At 70.6% G+C, this 18,726-nt stretch carries 20 protein-coding genes; 9 read left to right on the top strand and 11 right to left on the bottom strand.

Annotation, left to right across the window (positions count from 1 at the left end; translation table 11 throughout):
- Nucleotides 1–5: 5 nt before the first annotated feature.
- From AB0A63_RS26705 to AB0A63_RS26690, 4 genes are all read right to left on the bottom strand, one after another.
- Nucleotides 6–986 (bottom strand): ABC transporter permease, encoded by a 981-nt coding sequence (locus tag AB0A63_RS26705; protein WP_360396197.1) that lies wholly within the window; start codon nt 984–986, stop codon nt 6–8.
- Nucleotides 983–1,891 carry an ABC transporter ATP-binding protein gene (locus AB0A63_RS26700; protein WP_360396196.1) on the bottom strand — a complete coding sequence of 303 codons (909 nt, stop codon included), beginning with the start codon at nt 1,889–1,891 and terminating at the stop codon, nt 983–985. The genes AB0A63_RS26705 and AB0A63_RS26700 overlap by 4 nt, the downstream gene beginning before the upstream one ends.
- Nucleotides 1,888–3,531, bottom strand: coding sequence for an ABC transporter substrate-binding protein (locus AB0A63_RS26695; RefSeq protein ID WP_360396195.1), 1,644 nt, complete (start codon nt 3,529–3,531; stop codon nt 1,888–1,890). The genes AB0A63_RS26700 and AB0A63_RS26695 overlap by 4 nt, the downstream gene beginning before the upstream one ends.
- Before the next feature lie 115 nt (nt 3,532–3,646).
- Nucleotides 3,647–4,642: a LacI family DNA-binding transcriptional regulator gene (locus tag AB0A63_RS26690; protein ID WP_360396193.1), complete on the bottom strand. Its 996-nt coding sequence runs from the start codon at nt 4,640–4,642 to the stop codon at nt 3,647–3,649.
- Nucleotides 4,643–4,927: 285 nt separating this feature from the next.
- Between AB0A63_RS26690 and AB0A63_RS26685 the strand changes: the two genes are divergently transcribed.
- The 3 genes from AB0A63_RS26685 (at nt 4,928) to AB0A63_RS26675 (ending at nt 6,536) form a co-directional block, all read left to right on the top strand.
- Nucleotides 4,928–5,467, top strand: coding sequence for an MOSC domain-containing protein (locus AB0A63_RS26685; RefSeq protein ID WP_360396192.1), 540 nt, complete (start codon nt 4,928–4,930; stop codon nt 5,465–5,467).
- Nucleotides 5,468–5,533: 66 nt separating this feature from the next.
- Nucleotides 5,534–6,385, top strand: coding sequence for a helix-turn-helix transcriptional regulator (locus AB0A63_RS26680; RefSeq protein WP_360396190.1), 852 nt, complete (start codon nt 5,534–5,536; stop codon nt 6,383–6,385).
- Nucleotides 6,360–6,536, top strand: coding sequence for a DUF397 domain-containing protein (locus AB0A63_RS26675; protein ID WP_360396189.1), 177 nt, complete (start codon nt 6,360–6,362; stop codon nt 6,534–6,536). The genes AB0A63_RS26680 and AB0A63_RS26675 overlap by 26 nt, the downstream gene beginning before the upstream one ends.
- On the opposite strand, the gene AB0A63_RS26670 is transcribed toward AB0A63_RS26675, so the two are convergent.
- Nucleotides 6,533–7,267: an alpha/beta fold hydrolase gene (locus tag AB0A63_RS26670; protein ID WP_360396187.1), complete on the bottom strand. Its 735-nt coding sequence runs from the start codon at nt 7,265–7,267 to the stop codon at nt 6,533–6,535. The genes AB0A63_RS26675 and AB0A63_RS26670 overlap by 4 nt on opposite strands.
- Nucleotides 7,268–7,540: 273 nt before the next feature.
- On the opposite strand from AB0A63_RS26670, the gene AB0A63_RS26665 reads away from it, so the two are divergent.
- The 3 genes from AB0A63_RS26665 (at nt 7,541) to AB0A63_RS26655 (ending at nt 10,622) form a co-directional block, all read left to right on the top strand.
- Complete coding sequence (locus AB0A63_RS26665; protein ID WP_360396185.1) at nt 7,541–8,440, top strand: anti-sigma factor RsbA family regulatory protein; 900 nt, start codon at nt 7,541–7,543, stop codon at nt 8,438–8,440.
- Nucleotides 8,441–8,501: 61 nt separating this feature from the next.
- A complete protein-coding gene (locus AB0A63_RS26660) occupies nt 8,502–9,800 on the top strand; it encodes a wax ester/triacylglycerol synthase family O-acyltransferase (protein ID WP_360396183.1) in 1,299 nt (432 codons plus the stop codon).
- Between the two features lie 156 nt (nt 9,801–9,956).
- On the top strand, nt 9,957–10,622 hold the full coding sequence (locus AB0A63_RS26655) for an HAD family hydrolase (RefSeq protein WP_360396181.1): 666 nt from the start codon (nt 9,957–9,959) through the stop codon (nt 10,620–10,622).
- A gap of 151 nt (nt 10,623–10,773) precedes the next feature.
- On the opposite strand, the gene AB0A63_RS26650 is transcribed toward AB0A63_RS26655, so the two are convergent.
- The 3 genes from AB0A63_RS26650 to AB0A63_RS26640 all read right to left on the bottom strand — a co-directional run bounded on the left by AB0A63_RS26650 (nt 10,774) and on the right by AB0A63_RS26640 (nt 13,298).
- Nucleotides 10,774–12,060, bottom strand: coding sequence for a serine/threonine-protein kinase (locus tag AB0A63_RS26650; protein ID WP_360396179.1), 1,287 nt, complete (start codon nt 12,058–12,060; stop codon nt 10,774–10,776).
- A gap of 210 nt (nt 12,061–12,270) precedes the next feature.
- Nucleotides 12,271–12,888, bottom strand: a complete 618-nt coding sequence (locus AB0A63_RS26645) for a ScbR family autoregulator-binding transcription factor (protein ID WP_360396178.1) — start codon at nt 12,886–12,888, stop codon at nt 12,271–12,273.
- The gene (locus AB0A63_RS26640; protein ID WP_360396176.1) at nt 12,885–13,298 is read right to left on the bottom strand and encodes a nuclear transport factor 2 family protein; all 414 of its coding nucleotides are present in this window, start codon (nt 13,296–13,298) and stop codon (nt 12,885–12,887) included. The genes AB0A63_RS26645 and AB0A63_RS26640 overlap by 4 nt, the downstream gene beginning before the upstream one ends.
- Nucleotides 13,299–13,549: 251 nt before the next feature.
- On the opposite strand from AB0A63_RS26640, the gene AB0A63_RS26635 reads away from it, so the two are divergent.
- Entirely contained in the window at nt 13,550–13,858 is a 309-nt protein-coding gene (locus tag AB0A63_RS26635) for a helix-turn-helix transcriptional regulator (protein WP_360396174.1), read from the top strand.
- A gap of 447 nt (nt 13,859–14,305) precedes the next feature.
- Here the strand turns inward: AB0A63_RS26635 and AB0A63_RS26630 are convergent, their stop codons facing one another.
- Nucleotides 14,306–14,767, bottom strand: coding sequence for a MarR family transcriptional regulator (locus AB0A63_RS26630; protein ID WP_360396172.1), 462 nt, complete (start codon nt 14,765–14,767; stop codon nt 14,306–14,308).
- A 75-nt stretch (nt 14,768–14,842) separates the two neighbouring features.
- Here AB0A63_RS26630 and AB0A63_RS26625 point away from each other — a divergent pair, with 75 nt between their 5' ends.
- Nucleotides 14,843–16,015 (top strand): FAD-dependent monooxygenase, encoded by a 1,173-nt coding sequence (locus AB0A63_RS26625; RefSeq protein WP_360396170.1) that lies wholly within the window; start codon nt 14,843–14,845, stop codon nt 16,013–16,015.
- Here the strand turns inward: AB0A63_RS26625 and AB0A63_RS26620 are convergent.
- Nucleotides 16,012–16,572 (bottom strand): dihydrofolate reductase family protein, encoded by a 561-nt coding sequence (locus AB0A63_RS26620; RefSeq protein ID WP_360396168.1) that lies wholly within the window; start codon nt 16,570–16,572, stop codon nt 16,012–16,014. The two genes, AB0A63_RS26625 and AB0A63_RS26620, sit on opposite strands and share 4 nt — an antisense overlap.
- An 87-nt stretch (nt 16,573–16,659) precedes the next feature.
- Between AB0A63_RS26620 and AB0A63_RS26615 the strand changes: the two genes are divergently transcribed.
- A complete protein-coding gene (locus tag AB0A63_RS26615) occupies nt 16,660–17,460 on the top strand; it encodes an intradiol ring-cleavage dioxygenase (protein ID WP_360396166.1) in 801 nt (266 codons plus the stop codon).
- Here AB0A63_RS26615 and AB0A63_RS26610 read toward each other — a convergent pair.
- Nucleotides 17,434–18,699, bottom strand: coding sequence for a PucR family transcriptional regulator (locus AB0A63_RS26610; protein WP_360396165.1), 1,266 nt, complete (start codon nt 18,697–18,699; stop codon nt 17,434–17,436). The two genes, AB0A63_RS26615 and AB0A63_RS26610, sit on opposite strands and share 27 nt — an antisense overlap.
- Nucleotides 18,700–18,726: the final 27 nt, after the last annotated feature.

Genomic DNA, 18,726 nt, shown 5'->3' with positions numbered 1-18,726 from the left:
TCGGCTCAGCCCTCCCGCCGGGTGCGCGGGTCCAGCAGCAGGTAGCCGACGTCCGCCAGCAGGTTCGCCACCAGCACCGCCAGGGTGATCACCAGGAACACGCCCTGCATCAACGGGTAGTCCTTCGCACCGATGCCCTGGAACAGCACGTAGCCGAGTCCCGGGTAGGAGAACACCATCTCGACCAGCAGCGCGCCGCCGACGATGAACCCGAGCGACAGCGCGAAGCCCGAGATCGACGGCAGGACGGCGTTGCGCGCCGCGTAGGCGAACATGATCCGCCGCTGCGACAGCCCCTTGGCCCGCGCGACCAGGACGTAGTCCTCGGCCGACACGGTGACCATCATGTTGCGCATCCCCAGGACCCAGCCGGCGACCGACGACACGACGATCGTGATGCCGGGCAGCACGGCGTGCTCCAGCACGCTGCCGACGAACTCCCACGACCACTCCGGCACGAGCCCCGCCGCGTAGCCGCCGGAGGCGGGCAGCAGCGGGAACGTCACCGAGAACACCGAGATCGCGATCAGCCCGAGCCAGAAGTACGGGATGGATGACAGGAACGTCGTCACCGGGATCAGCGAGTCGAGCCACGACCCGCGCTTCCAGCCCGCGTACACCCCCGCCAGGGTCCCGAGCACGAACGCGATGACCGTGGTGACGCCGACCAGCCCGAGCGTCCACGGCAGCGACTGCGACAGCACGTCGGCCACCGGCGTGGGGAAGAACGTGAACGACAGCCCGAGGTCACCGCGCAGCAGCGCGCCCCAGTAGTCGACGTACTGCTCCCACAGCGACTTCTTCTCGTCCAGCCCGAACAGGACGTACAGCGAGGCCATCGCGTCGCTGTTCAGCCGGCCGCCGAGCTTGGTGATCATCGCCTGCACCGGGTCGCCGGGCAGCAGCCGCGGCAGCAGGAAGTTCGCCGTGATCGCCGCCCACAGCGTGACCAGGTAGAACACGGCACGGCGCAGCAGGAACGTCATGCCGCCGCCTCCACGTACAGCCAGCAGGCCGCCCAGTGCCCGCGGGAGTCGACGTCCACCCGCGGTGGCGCGTCGGTCCAGCACCGGGCCTGCACCTTCGGGCAGCGCGCGGCGAACTGGCACCCCGCGGAGACCTCGGCGACGTCCTCGGCGGGCGCGTCGAGTGCGACGACGGCCCGGTCGGGGTCGGGCGCCGACTCGATCAGCAGCTGCGTGTACGGGTGCGCGGGCCGCTGCGTGACCGTCTCGCTGTCGCCGCCCTCGACGAGCTGCCCGCCGTACATCACGAACGTCTCGTCGGCGAAGTACCGCGCCGACGCGATGTCGTGCGTGATGTAGAGGATGGCCAGCTTGAGCCGTTCCTTGAGGTCCAGCAACAGGTTCAGCACCCCGAGCCGGATGGAGACGTCCAGCATGGACACCGGTTCGTCCGCGAGCAGCACCTCGGGGCTGGCGGCCAGCGCCCGCGCGATGGCGACGCGCTGGCGCTGGCCCCCCGACAGCTCGTGCGGGTACCGGGAGAGGAAGTCTGCGGGCAGGTGCACCCGCTCCATCAGCTCCTCCGGCGTCTCGGTCCGCTTGTGGATCTTCAGCGGCCGGACGAGGTGGTAGCGGATGGTGTGGACCGGGTTGAGCGAGGCGAACGGGTCCTGGAACACCATCTGCACCGAACGCCGGTATTCCCGGACCCGCCGCACCCGCCTGCCGTCCAGCAGGATCTCGCCGGACGTGGGGTCCACCAGCCGCGCCAGCAGCTTCGCCACCGTCGACTTGCCCGACCCCGACTCACCGACGAGGGCGGTCACGCGCCCGCGGCGCAGGACGAGGGAAACGTCCTGCACCGCGCGCACGCGCTTGTAGGTCTTGACCAGACCCCGTGCTTCCAGCGCGACCTCCTGAGTCATGACGCCGGCTGCAACTTCATGACGATCTGCAGGGCGTTGGGCAGCGTGGCCTGCGGCGGACCGTACGGGTCCTCCTCGGACGGCCAGCCGACCCAGCTCTTCGTGCTGTACTCCGCACCGATCGGACCGGCCGAGGTCGGGATCATCGGCACCTGCTCCACCATGATCTTCTGCAGCGTCGCCAGGCTCTTGGCACGGGCCGCGTCGTCCGTGGCGTTCGCGTACTCGGCCAGCGCGGCCGTGGCGTCGGGGTTGTTGTAGCGCCCGAAGTTCACCGCGGCGGTCTGGCCCAGCGCCTTGAGCTCCGCGCCGTCCATGATGTTCTGGTACATCTCGTACGGCGTCGCACCGGTGTTCGTCCACCGCAGCGAGCCCTGGAACTGGCCGTTCGCGAAGTCGGTGGTCCAGGCGTCCGCGGTCTGCGTGCGGACGGTCGCCTCGATGCCGATCTTCTTCAGGTCGCTCTTGATGATGTCGAGCACGGTCAGGTAGTCCGACCAGCCGGACGGGTTGGTGAGCTCGATCGTGACCGGCTTGCCACCGGGCGCCTTGAGCACGCCGCCGTCCAGCGTGAACCCGGCGGCCGTGAGCTTCTGCTTGGCCTTGTCCACGTTGATCTCGAACCGGGCGTCTTTGTACTCCGGCGCGAGGAACGAGTCACCGGCGGGCAGCGGCATGCCGGTGGGCGACTCCAGCTTCGGGAACAGCCGCGCCTCACCGCGGACGAAGATCGCCTCGCGGTCGATCACGTCGCTCATCGCCGAGCGCAGCGCGGCGTTGTCGAACGGCGCCACGGTGTGGTTCAGCCACAGGCCGTGGATGCCGAGACCGGCAGGGAACCACAGCTTGTGGTTCTTCGGGTCCTTGTCGACGTAGAGCTTCTGGTAGTCCGGGATGAAGACGTACGACCACTGGCTCGCGCCCGAGGCCAGCGCCGTGGTCTGCGCGGTGTTGTCGTTGTAGGAGGTGTACTGGATCTGCGGGACCTTGGGCAGTTCTTGCCAGTACTCGGCGCGCCGCTCGATCGTGACGGTCTGCGAGGTGAACGACTTCAGCTTGTACGGGCCGGTGCCGACGGGGTCGGGGTTGGTGTAGGTCGTCGGGTCGGCGATCGTGCTCCAGATGTGCTGGGGCACGACCATCGCGCTGATGACCTTGTTGCGGGTCACGAACTGCGGGGTCGCGAACGTGACCTCGACCTTGCCGTCCGGCGTCGCCGTCGCGGTCTCGACCTTGAGCGAGTCGCGGTTGTTGAGCGCAGGGAACTTCTTCAGGATCTCGAACGAGAAGGCGACGTCGGCGGCCGTGAACGGCTTGCCGTCGGACCACTTCACGTTCTCCCGGAGCGTGAAGGAGACCTTCTTGTAGTTGTCGGTCCAGTCCCACTTGGTCGCGAGCCACGGCACGGGCTCCTGGGCCGGGCGCGTGTTGTTCACGAACGCCAGCGGCTCGTAGATCTGGTAGCGGTAGCCGAGCGAACCCGCCGCCGACGTGGGCAGGAACGGGTTGTGGTTCTCGGTCAGCGGCCCGTTGGGCATGCCCACCGTCAGTACTCCGGACGCCTTGGTGGTGCTGCCACCGGAGGAACACCCGGCCGCCGCGAGCGCCAGTGCCAGCGCGACGATGACTGTTCTGCGCATGGGGACTCTCCCGATACGAATGATGTGAGAGCGCTCTCTCACAGGCAGGCCGAAGACACCGGTCGCGTGCGGTGACCGGTGGGTTCGGTATTCGGATTTGTGTTCGCGTGCTTTTCTAGGGCGCGGATTCGCGCACGATCAACGAAGTCGGCAGCACCAGCGGGTGGTCGGGCATCGGCTGTCCTTCGAGCGTGGAGAGCAGCATCCGCGCGGCGGCGGCGCCCATCTCCTGGCCGGGCTGGCGGATCGTCGTCAGCCGGGGTTCGGTGTGGCCGGCGACCGGGACGTCGTCGAAGCCGACCACGGCCACGTCGTCCGGCACGACCCGGCCCGCCTCGCGCAACGCCCGCAGCACGCCGACCGCCGAGAGGTCGTTGTGCGCGAAGATCGCGTCGAACGGGATGCCGCTCGCGAGGAGCTTGTCGACGGCGACCTCGCCGCCCTCGGTGGTGAAGTCGCCGTCGACGATGAGGTCCGGGTGCAGCGTCAGGCCCGCTTCCGCCAAAGCGAGCCGGAACCCGTCCAGCCTCGCCTGGGTGCACCCGAAGTGCGGGGGCCCGGTGACGACGGCGAACCTGCGGCGGCCCGCCGCGACGAGGTGCCGTGCGACATCCGCGCCTCCCTGCCGGTTCGTCGTCGTCACCGAGGGGAACTCCGGGTGCGAGCCGCGGTCGTCGATCATGACGACGGGCAGCCCGGCCCGGTAGAGCGTGGAGATGTAGTGCAGCGTGTCCGGCGGCTCGACCACGAGCAGGCCGTCGAAGGCGTTGGCGGACACGTGGTTCGCGAACTGGTTCAGCGACTCCGGCCCGCGGTTGATCGTGTAGAGCAGCAGCCCGTAGCCGTCGGCCTCCAGGGTGTCGACGATGCCCTGCAGCACCTCGCCCATCCACGGCCAGGTCAGCGACGGCGCGAGCATGCCGACCGTGCGGGTGCGGCCCCGCGCCAGCCCGACCGCACGGGCGCTGGGCACGTAGCCGATCTCGTCGATGACCTTGCGGACGCGCTGCGCGGTGGAGGCGTCCACGTCGGGCTTGCCGTTCAGCACACGTGACACGGTCGCCTTGGACACCTGGGCGCGTTGGGCGACCTCAGCGATCGTGACACGCATGCCGAACTTCCTTCCGCCGCCTCTGGAACCGGTTCCGTAACCGGTTCCGCCGAGGTGTGACGCAGTCAACAGCCTCACGTGAGGATTAGTCAATAGTTCAGACGGAAGTTCGTGAGAGCGTTTCCACGCTCTCCGTGATCACCGCAGGTGACACTCCCGTCGCGTGGACGGAACCGGGACGTCCCGGTCTGCGCAATGCGTGCGGCAGCAACATTTTCCGGACGAATTCCGTTACGTCGAACGGCCCAGCAGCACGCCTCCGGATCATCGTGCACAATCGACGTCATGGGGGTTGTGACGGCGGTCAGCCGCAGCGAGGAGTACACGTTCACCAAGCCCGTCCGCGAGAGCATCACGCTCCTCGCCGGCCTTGGTGTCGAGGGCGACGTGCACCAGGGCGTGACGGTCAAGCACCGCTCGCGCGTCGCGCAGGACCCGACGCAGCCGAACCTGCGCCAGGTGCACCTCATGCACGAGGAGCTGTTCGACGAGCTGCGCGCCAAGGGTTACGCCATCGAGCCGGGCGCGATCGGCGAGAACGTCACCACCCGCGGCATCGACCTGCTCGGCCTGCCCACCGGCACGCTGCTCCACCTCGGGCCGGAGGCGGTCGTCGAGGTGACCGGCCTGCGCAACCCGTGCGTGCAGATCGACCGGTTCTCCACGGGGATGCTCAAGGAGGTCGTCGGCAAGGGCCCCGGCGGGAAGCTGGTCCGGCGCGCGGGGATCATGTCGGTGGTGCTGACCGGTGGCGTCGTGCGGCCGGGCGACGAGATCCGGGTCGAGCTTCCGGCGGAGCCGCACCGGCCGCTGGAGAAGGTCTGACCTGGTCCGTTTTCACCCGAACGAGCCAGTACCTTGTTTTGAAATCAACGCTTAGCGTCCCTGGCCATGACCGCGATCTACTCCACCGCGTACAGCCGGGACCTGGGTGACGAGCTCCGCCTCATACGGGAGTCGTCGACGTCGATGCACGGCCGCGCCATGGCGGCGCGGCTCGGCTGGGACCCGAGCAAGGTGTCCAACATCGAGCACGGCAAGGCGCACGCCAGCGAGATCGACATCGTCCAGTTCCTCAGCACGTGCGGCAAGGACATCGACTTCATCGAGGCGTTCCGGCAGCGCTACCGGCACGCCTTCGACCCGTACCTCGCGCAGATGCCCGAGAACCTGCGCACGCTCGCGATGACCGAGTCGCTGGCGACGAAGATCACCAGCTACGAGCCGATGATGCCACCGGGTCTCTTCCAGACGCGGAGGTACGCGCAGGCGCTGCTTGAAGAGGGCGGGATCGAGGAGCCGGAGGACGTGCGGAGGTACCTCGAAGCGCGCATGGAGCGGCAGAGCCTGCTGAGGCGCCACGACCGGCCGGAGTGCGTGTTCTACGTGCACGAGCTCGCGCTGCAGGTCAGGCTGGGCGACGACCAGCTCATGGAGGACCAGTACCTCCACCTGATGTTCAACACCCACCTGGTTCGGCTGGTGCCCGCGCACGTCCGCGCCGCAGCCCCCCAGTCGAAGTGCACGCTGTACGAGTTCGACAAGGCGCCCCCGATCGTGTTCAGCGAGACCGACATGGCCCAGGTGTTCGCGCAGGAGGCAGGCGCGGTGCAGCGGGCAAGGCGGCTCTTCCGGCGCCTGGAGGCGGTTGCCTTGGATGCGGAACAATCGAAGACCAGGCTGGCGGAGTACGTCAGCGGACTTCGAGAGGATTCCGATGCCCCAGGAACGGAACTGGCGTAAGAGCAGCCGCAGCACCGCGAACGGTTCTGGCGACTGCGTCGAGGTCGCCCTGTCGCAGGACGCGTTGGTGCGGGACTCGAAGAATGCAGAGGGCGAGGTGCTGGCGTTCTCCACGACCGCGTGGCGTTCGCTGGTCGGCTGGATCGCCTAGGCGTCACCGAGGTGGCCGTCGAGGATCACCGAGATCGTCCTCGGTGCCTCGACGACGGCCAGATGCGCGGCGTCGCCGACGATGTAGAGGTCGGAGTTCGGCAGGTCCTCCGCGATCTGCCGCGCGCACTCCGGCGGCGTCTCCTGGTCGCGTGCCGCGGCGATCACCACGGTCGGAGCGTCGATCTTCGCGAGCTCCGGCCGCAGGTCCGCGTCCCGGACGGCCCGCGCGCACGCGAGGTAGGAGGCGGTGTCGACCGCCAGCAGGTCCGTGCGGAAGCGCGTGACGGCGGCCGGGGAGAACGCCGGCGTGAACCAGCGCGAGACGATCGCGTCGGCGACCGCTGCCAGGCCCGACGAGCGGACGGCGCTGATCCGCTCGTCCCAGCCGGACTTGTCGGGCTGCCACGCGGACGTGCACACGAGCGCTAATCGGTCGATCCGGTCGGTGTTGGCGGCGAGCCACATGCCGAGCATGCCGCCGAGCGACACGCCGCAGTAGTGCACCCGGCGCAGCCCGAGGTGGTCCAGCAGCTCGACCACCCCGGACGCGAGCGACTCGACCGTGGCGTGCTCGGCGGGTGCGCTGCCGCCGTGGCCGGGGAGGTCGAAGCGCAGCAGCCGGAACGGGAGCGGGAAGTCGTTCCACAGGGCGGTGGTGGTGCCGGGAGCGTTGCCGAGGACCAGCACCGGGGCGTCCTCCTGGCCGCTCAGCGTGAAGTGCGGAATCATGCCCTCGCCTCCTCTTCGCCGGGATGATGCGCCGGTCCGCCGGCCTGCCGCAACTCCGCTCCACTTCGGACGTTCCACCGGTCGGGCGCCGCCGTCCGCATGACGGGAGGTACCCGTGGGCCGGTGGTCGAGAACAGGACGCGCAGGTCCGCACCGCCCGTCCCGCACGGTGGGCCGCCGTCTGCCGAAACCACCGGGCTGGCCCCCGCCGAAACGGTGTTACGGGTAGCAGAATGAAGCGTTGCCCACGCCACCGAAGCCCTCAGGTTGCTGATGAACTCCATTGCTCCGTTCGCACACGAGGCCCTGTTCTACCGGGATGAGGACGAGTTCCTCGTCAGCACGGCCAGATTCGCGGCGGACGGGGTCGACAGCGGCGAGCCGGTGCTGGTGGCCGTGCCGGAGCGCAAGATCGCGCTGTTGCGGGCGCGGCTGGCCGAGCGGGCCGACCAGGTGCACTTCATCGACATGACCGAGGCGGGCCGCAACCCCGGCCGGATCATCCCCGGTGTGCTGATGGCGTTCAGCGCGTCGGCGCCGCAGCGCCGCGTCCGGATGGTCGGCGAGCCGATGTGGCCGGGTCGCAGCGACCTCGAATATCCGGCGTGCATCCAGCACGAGGCGCTCGTCAACACGGCGTTCGAAGGGCGCCAGGGCGTCATTTTGTGCCCGTACAACGCCGGTTCGCTGCCGGAGCACGTGCTGGCGGACGCGCGCAGGACGCATCCGGTGGTGATCGACGGGTCGCGGCGGGTCGCGTCCGAGTCGTACACGGACCCGGCGGGGCTGTCGGAGGTCTACAACGTGCCACTGCCGCCGCCGCCCGCGACGGCCGAGGAGCACGCGTTCTCCGTCGGGACGCTGGCGCACGTGCGCAAGCTCGTGTCCACGTACGCGCAGTGGTTGCGCCGCGAACAGGTTGACGACCTGGTGCTCGCGGTGAACGAGCTGGCCACGAACAGCATCCTGCACGCGTCCGGGCGGGGCGTGCTGCGGTTCTGGCGCGAGGGCGACACGGCGGTGTGCGAGGTGAGCGACTCCGGAACCGGCTTCCCGCCGTCGTTCACGGGCCTGTCGGGCTTCGGGATCGTGATGGTGAACCTGCTGTGTGACCTGGTTCGCACTCACACGAGTCACAGCGGCACCACCGTTCGGGTGTACTTGGGGCGGTAGGGAGTCGCCGCCATCTCATCGCAATGCGCAGGACACGCGGACCTGTTTTCCTTGCACACCTATGACCGACCACCTCTCCCCCCTCGACGTCGCCTTCCTCGCCATGGAGGGCAACAGCAATCCGCTGCACCTCGGCGCGGTGGCCACGTTCACGCCCACTAACCTCGTGCACCCGGCGCGCATCGCCGCCGTGCTCTGCGAACGCGCCGCGGAAGTCCCCCGCCTGCGCGCCCGCGCCCGCACCGGCCTGCTCGGCGGCGCGCGCTGGGTGGAGGATCCCGGTTTCGCGGCTGAAGATCACGTGTTCACCCACCACGTTCGTGGCCGCGACCGCTTCGCCACGCTGATCTCGCACCTGATGGCCCAGCCGCTCGACCTGGCGCGCCCGCCGTGGGAGCTGCACGTGGTCACGGGCCTGGCCGGCGGCCGGTTCGCGGTGTTCGCGAAGCTGCACCACTCGTTGTGCGACGGCATGAAGGCGGTCGGCCTGGGCCTGCGCCTGTTCGACGCGTCCCGACTGTCCATTCCGGATGCAGCGGAGCCGGCGCCGCGCCCGCTGTTCCCGTCGCTGCCGTCGTTGCGGGGCATCAGGGACACCCTGGACATCGCGTCCGCCGTGCTGCAGAACACCCGCCCGCCGACGCTGAACTCGCCGGTGCTCACCTCGTCCACGCGCCCGCGCCGGGTGGTCATGTCGCGTGTGGACCTCGCCGACGTGCACCGCATCCGCCGCGCGCACGGCGGCACGGTGAACGACGTGCTGCTGGCCCTGGTGACCGGTGCGCTGCGCCACTGGCTGACCGCGCACGACGCGGCCGGCCCGACCGCCGCGGTGCGTGCGCTGATCCCGGTGAACCAGCGCACGCGCTCCGGCGACGGCGCGGCCGGCAACTCGATCTCCGGTTTCCTGGTGTCCCTGCCGGTCGGCGAACCGGACCCGCTGGAACGCCTGCGCTCGGTGCGCACCCAGATGGAGTCCGCCAAGGCCGCCGGCCCCGACCGCGGCGCAGGCGCCCTCCCGTTGCTCGCCGACAAGGTCCCGGCCCTGCTCCACCGCCTGGCCGCCCCGGTAGCCGCGCGCTGCGCACCCCTGCTGTTCGACACGCTGGTCACCTCGGTCCCCCTGCCGTCCGTGCCGCTGTCGCTGGACGGCGCCGCACTGGCCGAGATGTACCCGGTCGCACCCGTCGCCCCAGGTCACGCGGTCGGGGTGGCGCTGTCGGTGTACCGGTCGTCGGTGCACGTCTGCCTGCACACGAACCAGTCGTGGATGTCGGACCCGCAGTGGCTCGACGGGGTGCTGCGGCGCGAGCTGGCGGCGTTGAGCGGAACCCGTTCGCTGGTGGGCTCGGTGCGCTGAGGTCTCACCCGACCGGGTGAAGCTCGTCCGGATTCACGCTGGGGCCCGTCTGGTAGATGTCCGAAACAGACCACCTCGCGCGCCCCGCAAAACGGAAACGCGGGAAGGAGGGCCCACGGGAGTTTGCTCCGACGAGGACACGGGCAGCCCACGCCCATGAGCAACACCCTGGTCCTCGACGTGGACGGAACCCTGGTCGACACCAACTACCACCACACCGTGGCGTGGCTGCGCGCGTTCCGCAGCCTCGACCTGACGGTGCCGGCCTGGCGCGTGCACCGCGCGATCGGCATGGGCGGCGACCGCATGGTGGCCGCGGTGGCCGGCGACCACGTGGAAGAACAGCACGGCGACACCCTCCGCACGACCTGGGAACGCTACTTCGACGAGCTGATCGACGAGATCCAGCCCTTCGAAGGCGCCCACCGCCTGATCCACGCCGCCACCGACATGGGCCTGTCCGTCGTGCTGGCGAGCTCCGGCAAGAGCAAGCACATCGAGCACTACCTGAAACTCCTCGACCCCGGCGACGTCGCCTGGACCACCTCCGACGACGCCGACGCCAGCAAGCCGGCCCCCGACCTCATCCAGATCGCCCTCCGCAAGGTGAAGGGCGACCGCGCGGTGATGATCGGCGACTCGGTCTGGGACTGCGAAGCCGCCCGCCGCGCGGGCCTGCCGTCCATCGGCATGCTGACGGGTGGGGTGAGCGAGGACGAGCTGATCGACAGCGGGGCGTCGGCGGTGTACCCGGACCTGGACACGGTTCGCGGGGAGCTGGCGGATCTGCCGTTCGGGGAGGTGGGCGAGTCGGCCAGCTGATGGGCTGGGTGGCGAGTGGCGGCTGAGCCGGGGCGGCTGGGGTGGAGCTGCGGCGACCGTTGGGGTGCGCCGAATGCCGCGGCGGCTGTTGAAGCGAACAGAGCCGAGCCACTCCGAGCCAGAACCGTGCCAAGCGCGACCAGCTGACGCCCTAAGGCTTCTGCCCCTGCGTGGGCCGGGGCTTCGAAGTGGTCGCCGCCCGCTCCTTGCTCCGCCGAGTCGTGTCCGTCTCCTCCGCCACGACGACCTCACTGGTGGGCACGACGTCCGTGGTGGTCACCTCAGGCGGCACCACCCCGGGCGCCGAAGACCCGCTCGGCCCCGCACTCCCCGACTGCCCGGTGGGACGGACCACCCCGGGTTGGCCGGATTCCGCCGTGTGCACCACGGTCACCGTCGACGCTGAAACGGTCACGACCTGCGTGGACGGGTCCGATGCCACCTGCGGTGCCACCGGGGCGTTGTCACCGCCACCGGCCAGCGCGAACACCACGGCCGCGACACCGACGGCCCCGACGGCGAACGCGGCGGCGGTCAGGGCCCAGCGGCGGGAGCGGGTGGGTGGGGTGGGGGTGTCGTGGGCGGCCACCGGTGCGGTGGGCAGGAGGGCGGGTACGCCGCGGCTGGCCTCGTGGGCGGCTTCCAGTGCGGTGCGGCACTCGGCCGCGGTGGGGCGGCGGGACGGGTCGGAGGCGGTCATCGCCGTCAGCAGCGAGATCCAGGACACCGGCAGGTCGACGGGGACGCGGGGTGGGCGGGCGAGGCGGGCGAGGGCGGCCTCCGCGTCGCCGCCGGGGTACTCGGCGCGGCCGGTCAGGCATTCGAGCAGGACCAGGCCGAGGGAGTAGATGTCGGCCTTCGGGCCCACCTCGGCGCCGCGGACCTGCTCGGGGGCCAGGTAGCCGGCGGTGCCGACGAGGATGCCGGAGGAGGTGACCCTGGTGAGCTCCGGCAGGAGGGCCAGGCCGAAGTCGGCGAGGTAGGCCTGCTTCTCGGCGTCGTCGAGGAGGATGTTCGACGGCTTCACGTCGCGGTGCACGACGCCGAGGCCGTGAACGTGGTCGAGGACCGCCGCGACCTGGCCGCCGATGCGGGCGATGAGGCGCGGTGGCAGGGGTTCGCGCATGCGCTGGCGCAGGGTGCCGCCGGAGATCTCGCGCATCACGAAGTACGGGCGGCGGGCGACCTTGCCGGAGCTGTACACGGGGATGATGCCGGGGCACTCGACGGAGGCGAGCATCGTCGCCTCGCGCTGCAGGCGGATCTCGTCGTCGGGCAGGCCGGGGCCGGAGAACACCTTGATGGCGACCGAGCTCGTGGTCGAGCGGTCGTAGGCGCGGTAGACCTCGGCCATGCCGCCGGAACCGAGCAGCGAACCGACGACGAAGCGGTCGTCGATCACCGACCCGGTCAGGTCGCCGTCCCACGGCTCGTTCATGCGCCTCCGCTCATCGCGCAGCAACCTAACCGGTCGCGTGGAATCCCGGCTACCCGGTCACCGTGAAGATCAACCGGGTGGCGGACGGCCCGTGTGCCGTCCCACCAGCTCCTCATCGGTTCAGGCGGGGCCGGCGTAACTGAGCGGGACCTGAAGAAAATTCCACGTGCACCGGATGCCGCAACGCCTTGATGGGCCGATCGGGTGACGTCACTCGAAGCGCAGCTGGTGGCCGACGTCCGCCGTCACCAGGCAGCCGGACATCGACCGCCACAGCCGCACGAGCCGGGACCGCAGGTCGCTGCCGCCGCTCAGCGCCTGGGCGACGAGCTGCGCGCCGAGCAGCTCCGCGACCATCTGCTCGGCGGCGTGCCGGATGTTCACGTCGGCCCTGAGCTCGCCGCGTTCCTGGGCCAGCGACAGCACCTCGCGCACCACCGCGACCCAGCCGACGACCTGGGCGGCGGCTGCGATGTCGAAGAACACGGCCTCCCGCAACAGCTTCGCGCTCACCCGCACGCCGAGGTCGGTCTCCAGCCTGCGGACGAACTCGAACGACATCAGCACCAGCGCCTGCACCGGTGACTTCTCCGCGTCCAGGTACTCGTCGCGCAGCCGGTGCCACAGCAGGGACTGCTCCTCGACCAGGGCGACGCCGAGCGCCTCCTTCGAGCGGAAGTGGCAGTACAGCGCGCCTTTCGACACATCCGCCCTGGAGCACACGTCGGTCAGGCTGGAGCCGGCGAAACCGTCGCGGTCGAACACCTCGGCCGCGGCGGCCAGGAGCTTGGCGCGGGTACGTGCGGACTGCTCACGCCTGCTGTTCATGCCCCGGTCCGCGCGGCGGCACCGGTCGCGGTCGCGACGGCGAGGGTGTCGGGCATGTGCCAGTACTGCTCGATCTCCCCCAGGTGCACGGAGAGGACCGCGGCGAACTGCGCCAGCACCCGCTCGCCCGTCGCGAGCACCCGCCAGCGCGCCCTGCCGAACACGGCCGCGTCGCCTCCGTCGACGACGACCTGCCGCACCGCGAGCTGTTCCAGGTCGAACGTGGCGAACAGCGTCAGGAAGTGGGACTCGACCTCTCGCCGGGTGCGCGCGCCGAGGGCCCACCGGACGCCGTTCGGGTCGGCCGCCTCCCATTCCACGGTCGGTGCGCACAACCGCGCGATGCCGGAGGCGTCCTGTGCCGCGAGGCGCGCGAGGAACACCTGCACCACTTCGACCGTCGAGAGCATTTTTCCTACCTTGTCATCCAGGTCATTGCCTCGGCAACGATGCCCATGGCGGTCACACTACTGAGGGGTGCGGAATCCGAGTGCGCACACCCCATTGGCCCAGCTCAGTTCGGCCGAACATCCGATCGGTTGATTCCTGCGGTACGCGAACGTTCAACGACCGGCGGTATCACCGCAATGCACGGACCGAACTCCCGCGCTTTGCGGCAGTCTGGACGCACACCGGCATCTCACCGAAACGGAGCAGAACCGTGCTCAAGGCAGTCCGTGCAGCCCACGAGCACCAGGAGACCCCGCCGATTACCGCCTTGATTCCGCGGGCGCGGCGAGAGCAGGGCCTGACCCAGCGCGAACTGGCGGACCTGTTGTGCGAGATCTCACAGAACGACAGCGTGACCCGCGAAGAAGTGTCGAGGTGGGAACGCGGGAAGCGCATTCCCGGGCCCTACTGGCGCGCGTGGATCAGCGCCGCCCTCGACGTGCCGCACGACGAGGTCGACCGGGCAGCGCTGCTCGAACGGGAGTCGCGCAGGGCCAGGGCAGAGGACCACCCCGGTTAGCGGGAGCGGGTGGACGGCAGGGGTCCACCCGCCCGCAGGAGGGGCGGCGCCCGGTGGCCGTCACGGGCGCCGCCCCTCCGCAGGCCCTCGAAAGAAAGTCTTCGGCCCTTCTCCGGGATTTGTACTACTCGCGAGTAGCACGATTGGCGGTATGCCGGGGCCTTTCCCGGTGAAGGTGAACAGGATCGCACTCGGGTGAATACTTCGCCGTTGTCGGCAGCGCGTTCAGCGGTACGGTGCCGAGCGCACGCCGGCAGCGACTCGCGTGACACCGGCTACAACGCCACGAGCTTCGGCTTCCACATTCTCTCTCTGGGCGAGAACGAGCTCTGAGCTGTCTTCACAGACTCCTTTCGAGTCCGAACGAGTGAGCCGGAGCCGATCCAGCGGCAAGACCGGTGGGAATTGTCCCGGCCCACTTTTCGAAAGGACAGCACGCGGCGCCCGTTATTCGGCGGCGAAGTGCGCTTGGACGTCCTCCACGAACCGACCGAGCAGCCGGCCGAAGGTCTCCTGGTCCTCGGTGGACCAGTCGGCGATCGCGTCGGCGAACGACCCGAGCACCGCCTCCAGGTACCGCCCGGCCGCCGCGTCACCCGGCTCGGTCAGCTCGACGAGCCGCGCCCTCTGGTCGCCGGGGTCGGTGACGCGGCGGACCAGACCCGCGCGTTCCAGGTCGTGCAGGTGCCTCGTGACGTGCGGACCGGCGACCTGCATCCGCGTGGCGATCTCCCCGACCCGCAGCGGCTGACCGGCCATGCGCAGGGTGATCAGCACGGTCAGGCCCGGCCGGTCGAGCGGTATGCCGACGCGTTCCACGGCCCTCTCGACCAGGCGGCTCCGGTTGAGCACGGTGCCCAGGCGCAGGAGGTGCGGCAGCATCGCCGCGGGGTTCAGGCCCTCGCCCACAACTTACCTACCTAACTTAGGTATATGCTTGCGTCGGTCGTGAAACGATACCTAAGTTAGTTAACGGAGGCTTTCGTGAGCTCAGTCCTGATCTCCGGCGCCAGCGTCGCCGGTCCGTCCCTCGCGTTCTGGCTGCGGCGGCACGGCTTCGACGTCACCGTCGTGGAGCGGTCCCACACCCTGCGCGGCGGCGGCTACCCCATCGACATCCGCGGCACGGCGCTCGGCGTGGTCGAGCGGATGGGCCTGCTCCCCCGGCTGCGCGAGGCGCACGTCGACACCCGGCGGATCACGTTCCTCGACGCCGGCGGTGAGCGCGTCGCGTCGATCCGGCCGGAGACGATCACCGGCGGCGACGACCACCGCGACCTGGAGGTGCGGCGCGGTGACCTCGCCGAGATCCTCTACGAGGTCGTGCGCGACGACGTGGAGTTCCTGTTCGACAACTCCGTCGTGGCCATGGACGACCACGACGGCGGTGTGGACGTGACGTTCCGCAGCGGCCTTCAGCGCACCTACGACCACGTCGTCGGCGCCGACGGGCTGCACTCCGCGGTGCGCGCGCTGACGTTCGGCCCGGAGGAGCAGTTCCACCGCTACCTCGGGTACTGCTTCGCGGGCTTCACCCTGCCCAACCACCTCGGTCTCGCGCACGAGGCGCTGCTGTGGAACGAACCCGGCCGCGCCGCCGCGCTCTACGCCGTGGGCGAGGAGCCGACCGTGCACGGGTTCCTGAGCTTCACCCGCGCCGAGGCCCCGTTCGGCGCCTTCCACGACCCGCTGGCCCAGCGCGACCTGGTCGCGGAAGTCTTCGCGGGCGACGGCTGGGAGGTGCCGCGGCTGGTCGCGGCGATGCGGTCGGCCGAGGACCTGTTCTTCGACACGGTCAGCCAGATCCGCATGCCGCACTGGTCGTCCGGTCGCGTCGCGCTCGTCGGTGACGCCGCGTACGCCCCGTCGTTCCTCACCGGGCAGGGGTCGAGCCTCGCGCTGGTCGGCGCGTACGTGCTGGCCGGCCACCTCGGCACGGCACCGGACCACGCGGCGGCGTTCGCGGCGTACGAACGCGGCACCCGGCCGTTCGTCGAGGCGAACCAGAACCTCGTGCGGGAAGGCGACGCGGAGCTGTTCCCCGGCACGGCGGAGGCCCTCGCCGCCCGCAACGCCGCGTTGCGGGAGCGGGAGACCATGGCGACGGGCGGCAGCCGTCCCGAGCACTCCGCGCTCGTGCTCCCCGAGTTCGGCTAACGCCGCTCGTAGCGGGTCATGACCACCCCGCCGGGGAACGTCCGCGTCTCCACGAGGGCGAGGTCCACCCGGCCGTCGAAGACGGGGAAGAACGGCGTGCCGCCGCCGACCAGGACCGGGTGGGTGACGACCTGGTACTCGTCGACCAGCCCGGCCCGCACGGCCGCCGCGGCCAGCGCCGCGCCGCCGACCCGCATCGGCCCGCCGTCGCCGTCCCTGAGCCGGGTGATCTCGGTGACCGCGTCGCCGGGCACCACGCGGGTGTTCCAGCCGGCCTCCCCGACCGTGGAGGAGAACAGCACCTTCGGCGTGTCCCGCCAGTTCCGCGCGAACTCGACCTCGGCCGGGGTGGCGCCCGGCCGCTGGTCGCCCGTCGGCCAGTGGGAGCTCATCGCCTCCCACAACCCGCGCCCGTACAGGAACAGCTCGATCGCCTGCTCCTGTTCGAGCCACCACTCGAACAGCTCGTCGCTCGACACGCCCCAGCCGATGTCACCACCGGTCGCGGCGACGTGGCCGTCGAGGCTCACGTTCATGCCGTAGGTCAGCTTCCGCATGACGCCATCTTGCCGTCGAGGTACCGCACAACCGAGGAACAGGTTCCCCACAGGTGCCTCACAGGAACCGGCCGCAGTCTGGGTGCCATGACGGACAACCACGACCGCGGCCTCCAGTACGACCTCGCCACGCTCCTCGGGCGCCGGCGGGCGCTGACGCTGTTCGGCGGCGCGGGCCTCACCCTCGTGGCCTGCGCCCCGTCGACCACCACGACCACGTCGTCCCCCACGACCTCCACCTCCGCTGCCGCCCGGGGCGTCGCGCTGGAGGCGATCCCCGAGGAGACCGCCGGGCCGTACCCCGGTGACGGCTCCAACGGCCCGAACGCGTTGACGCAGAGCGGCATCGTGCGGTCCGACATCCGCTCCAGCTTCGGCTCGTCGACCCGCACGGCCGAGGGCGTGCCGCTGACGATCGAGCTGACCGTGCGGCACGAGGACGGCACGCCGTACCCCGGTGCGGCCGTCTACCTGTGGCACTGCGACATCAACGGCGACTACTCGATGTACTCCGACCGCGTGAAGGACGAGAACTTCCTGCGCGGCGTGCAGGAGACCGACGCGAGCGGGAGGCTCAAGTTCGTGAGCGTGTTCCCCGGCGCGTACTCGGGGCGATGGCCGCACGTCCACTTCGAGGTCTACCCGAGCCTTTCCGAGGCCACCGGGGCGGGCAACAAGATCACGACCTCGCAGCTCGCACTGCCGGAGTCGACGTGCAAGGAGGTCTACGGCACCACCGGCTACACGCAGTCGGTGCGCACCATGTCGCGATCCTCGTTGCAGCAGGACATGGTGTTCCGCGACGGCGTGGACCAGCAGATGGCGACCATGTCCGGGAGCGTGTCCGCCGGATACACGGCCTCACTCACCTTCGCGGTGCAGGGCTAGCCACAGCTCGGCACGCAGGCCGGGCGAGTCCAGGGAGCGGCCCAGCGCCTGCTCGGCCCTGCGCACGCGGCTCTTCAACGTGTGCCGGTGCACGCCGAGCCGGGCCGCCGCCGGGTCCCACGCGCCGTGGTGGCCCAGCCAGACCCGCAAGGCCTCCCTCGCCCCGGCGTCGAGCGGCCGCAGCAGCGCGGCGGCGAACCCGTCCGGCAACGGGATCCGGCCGGCCAGGTCCTCGAACGCGCGCACACCCGCTTCCCGCGCCCGCACGGCCTCCCGGTAGCCGCGCGCGACCTGCGTTCCGTCCACTTCGGACGACGAGAAGCCGTCGGACTCGGCCGCCAGCACCACGACGTCACCGTCGTGCTCGGCCCAGAACACGTCGTCGTCGTCCGGTGGCGAGGTGACGAGGTGGACGCGGAACCGCTCGGGCAGGCCGTCGACCGGCAGTCCCGCGAGGAGCAGCCGGAACTGCGCGGCGCGCAGCTCCCCGCGGGCCGCGTCGACGGCGTCGTTCCGCGCCAGGGCGAGGGTGAGCAGGGACGCCGCGGTGTTGACGATGCCGGGTTCGGGCCGGGTGGTGCCCACGGCGAGCACACCGCGTGCCCGGCTGCCGAGCACTTGGAGGAACACGTGGGTCCCCGCGAGCTCGAACGCGGCGCTCGCGAGCCCGCCGGCGGTCCGCAACCGGGCCAGCTCGGCGGTCAGGTCGGGCACCAGGCGCGGGTTGTGCGCGTGCACGGGGTGACCGGCGGCGTCGAGCAGCACGACCCAGCCGTCGACCCACTGGCCGAGCCGGCGCACCACACCCCCGACCCCGGCCCTGACCGCGGCACGGGTGAGCGCGCGCTGGGCCTCGCTGGTGCGGGTGAGGGCGGCGTACTCGTCGGCGGCCACGGCCCTCGACACGGCCTTGCTGATCGCGATGAACGGCACCTCGCGCGGCACCTCCACCAGCCCGAGCCCGGTGCGGCGGGCGGCGTCGACGAGCGCGGGCGGCACGGCGGCGTGGCTGAGCCCGGTGCCGAAGCCGAGGCCGACGACCCCCGCGCGCACCAGCCGGTCGACGTAGTCCTCCCCCGGCTCGCCCAGTCCGGTGGTCAGCAGCAGCTCACCGCCCTCCAGGAACGGCGCCGGGTCGGCGAGCTCCGTGCCGTGCACCCAGCCGACCGGTCGTGACACGTCACCGGCGAGCACCGGCAACCGCAGCGCGGACGCGAGCTCCCGCAACGTGATCGGCATGTGCCAGTTTGTACAGCGAGGCCGCTG

Origin of the sequence: Lentzea sp. NPDC042327, from assembly GCF_040647275.1 — a bacterium.
GTDB lineage: Bacteria > Actinomycetota > Actinomycetes > Mycobacteriales > Pseudonocardiaceae > Lentzea.
This window is presented reverse-complemented; position numbering and strand designations above follow the sequence as displayed.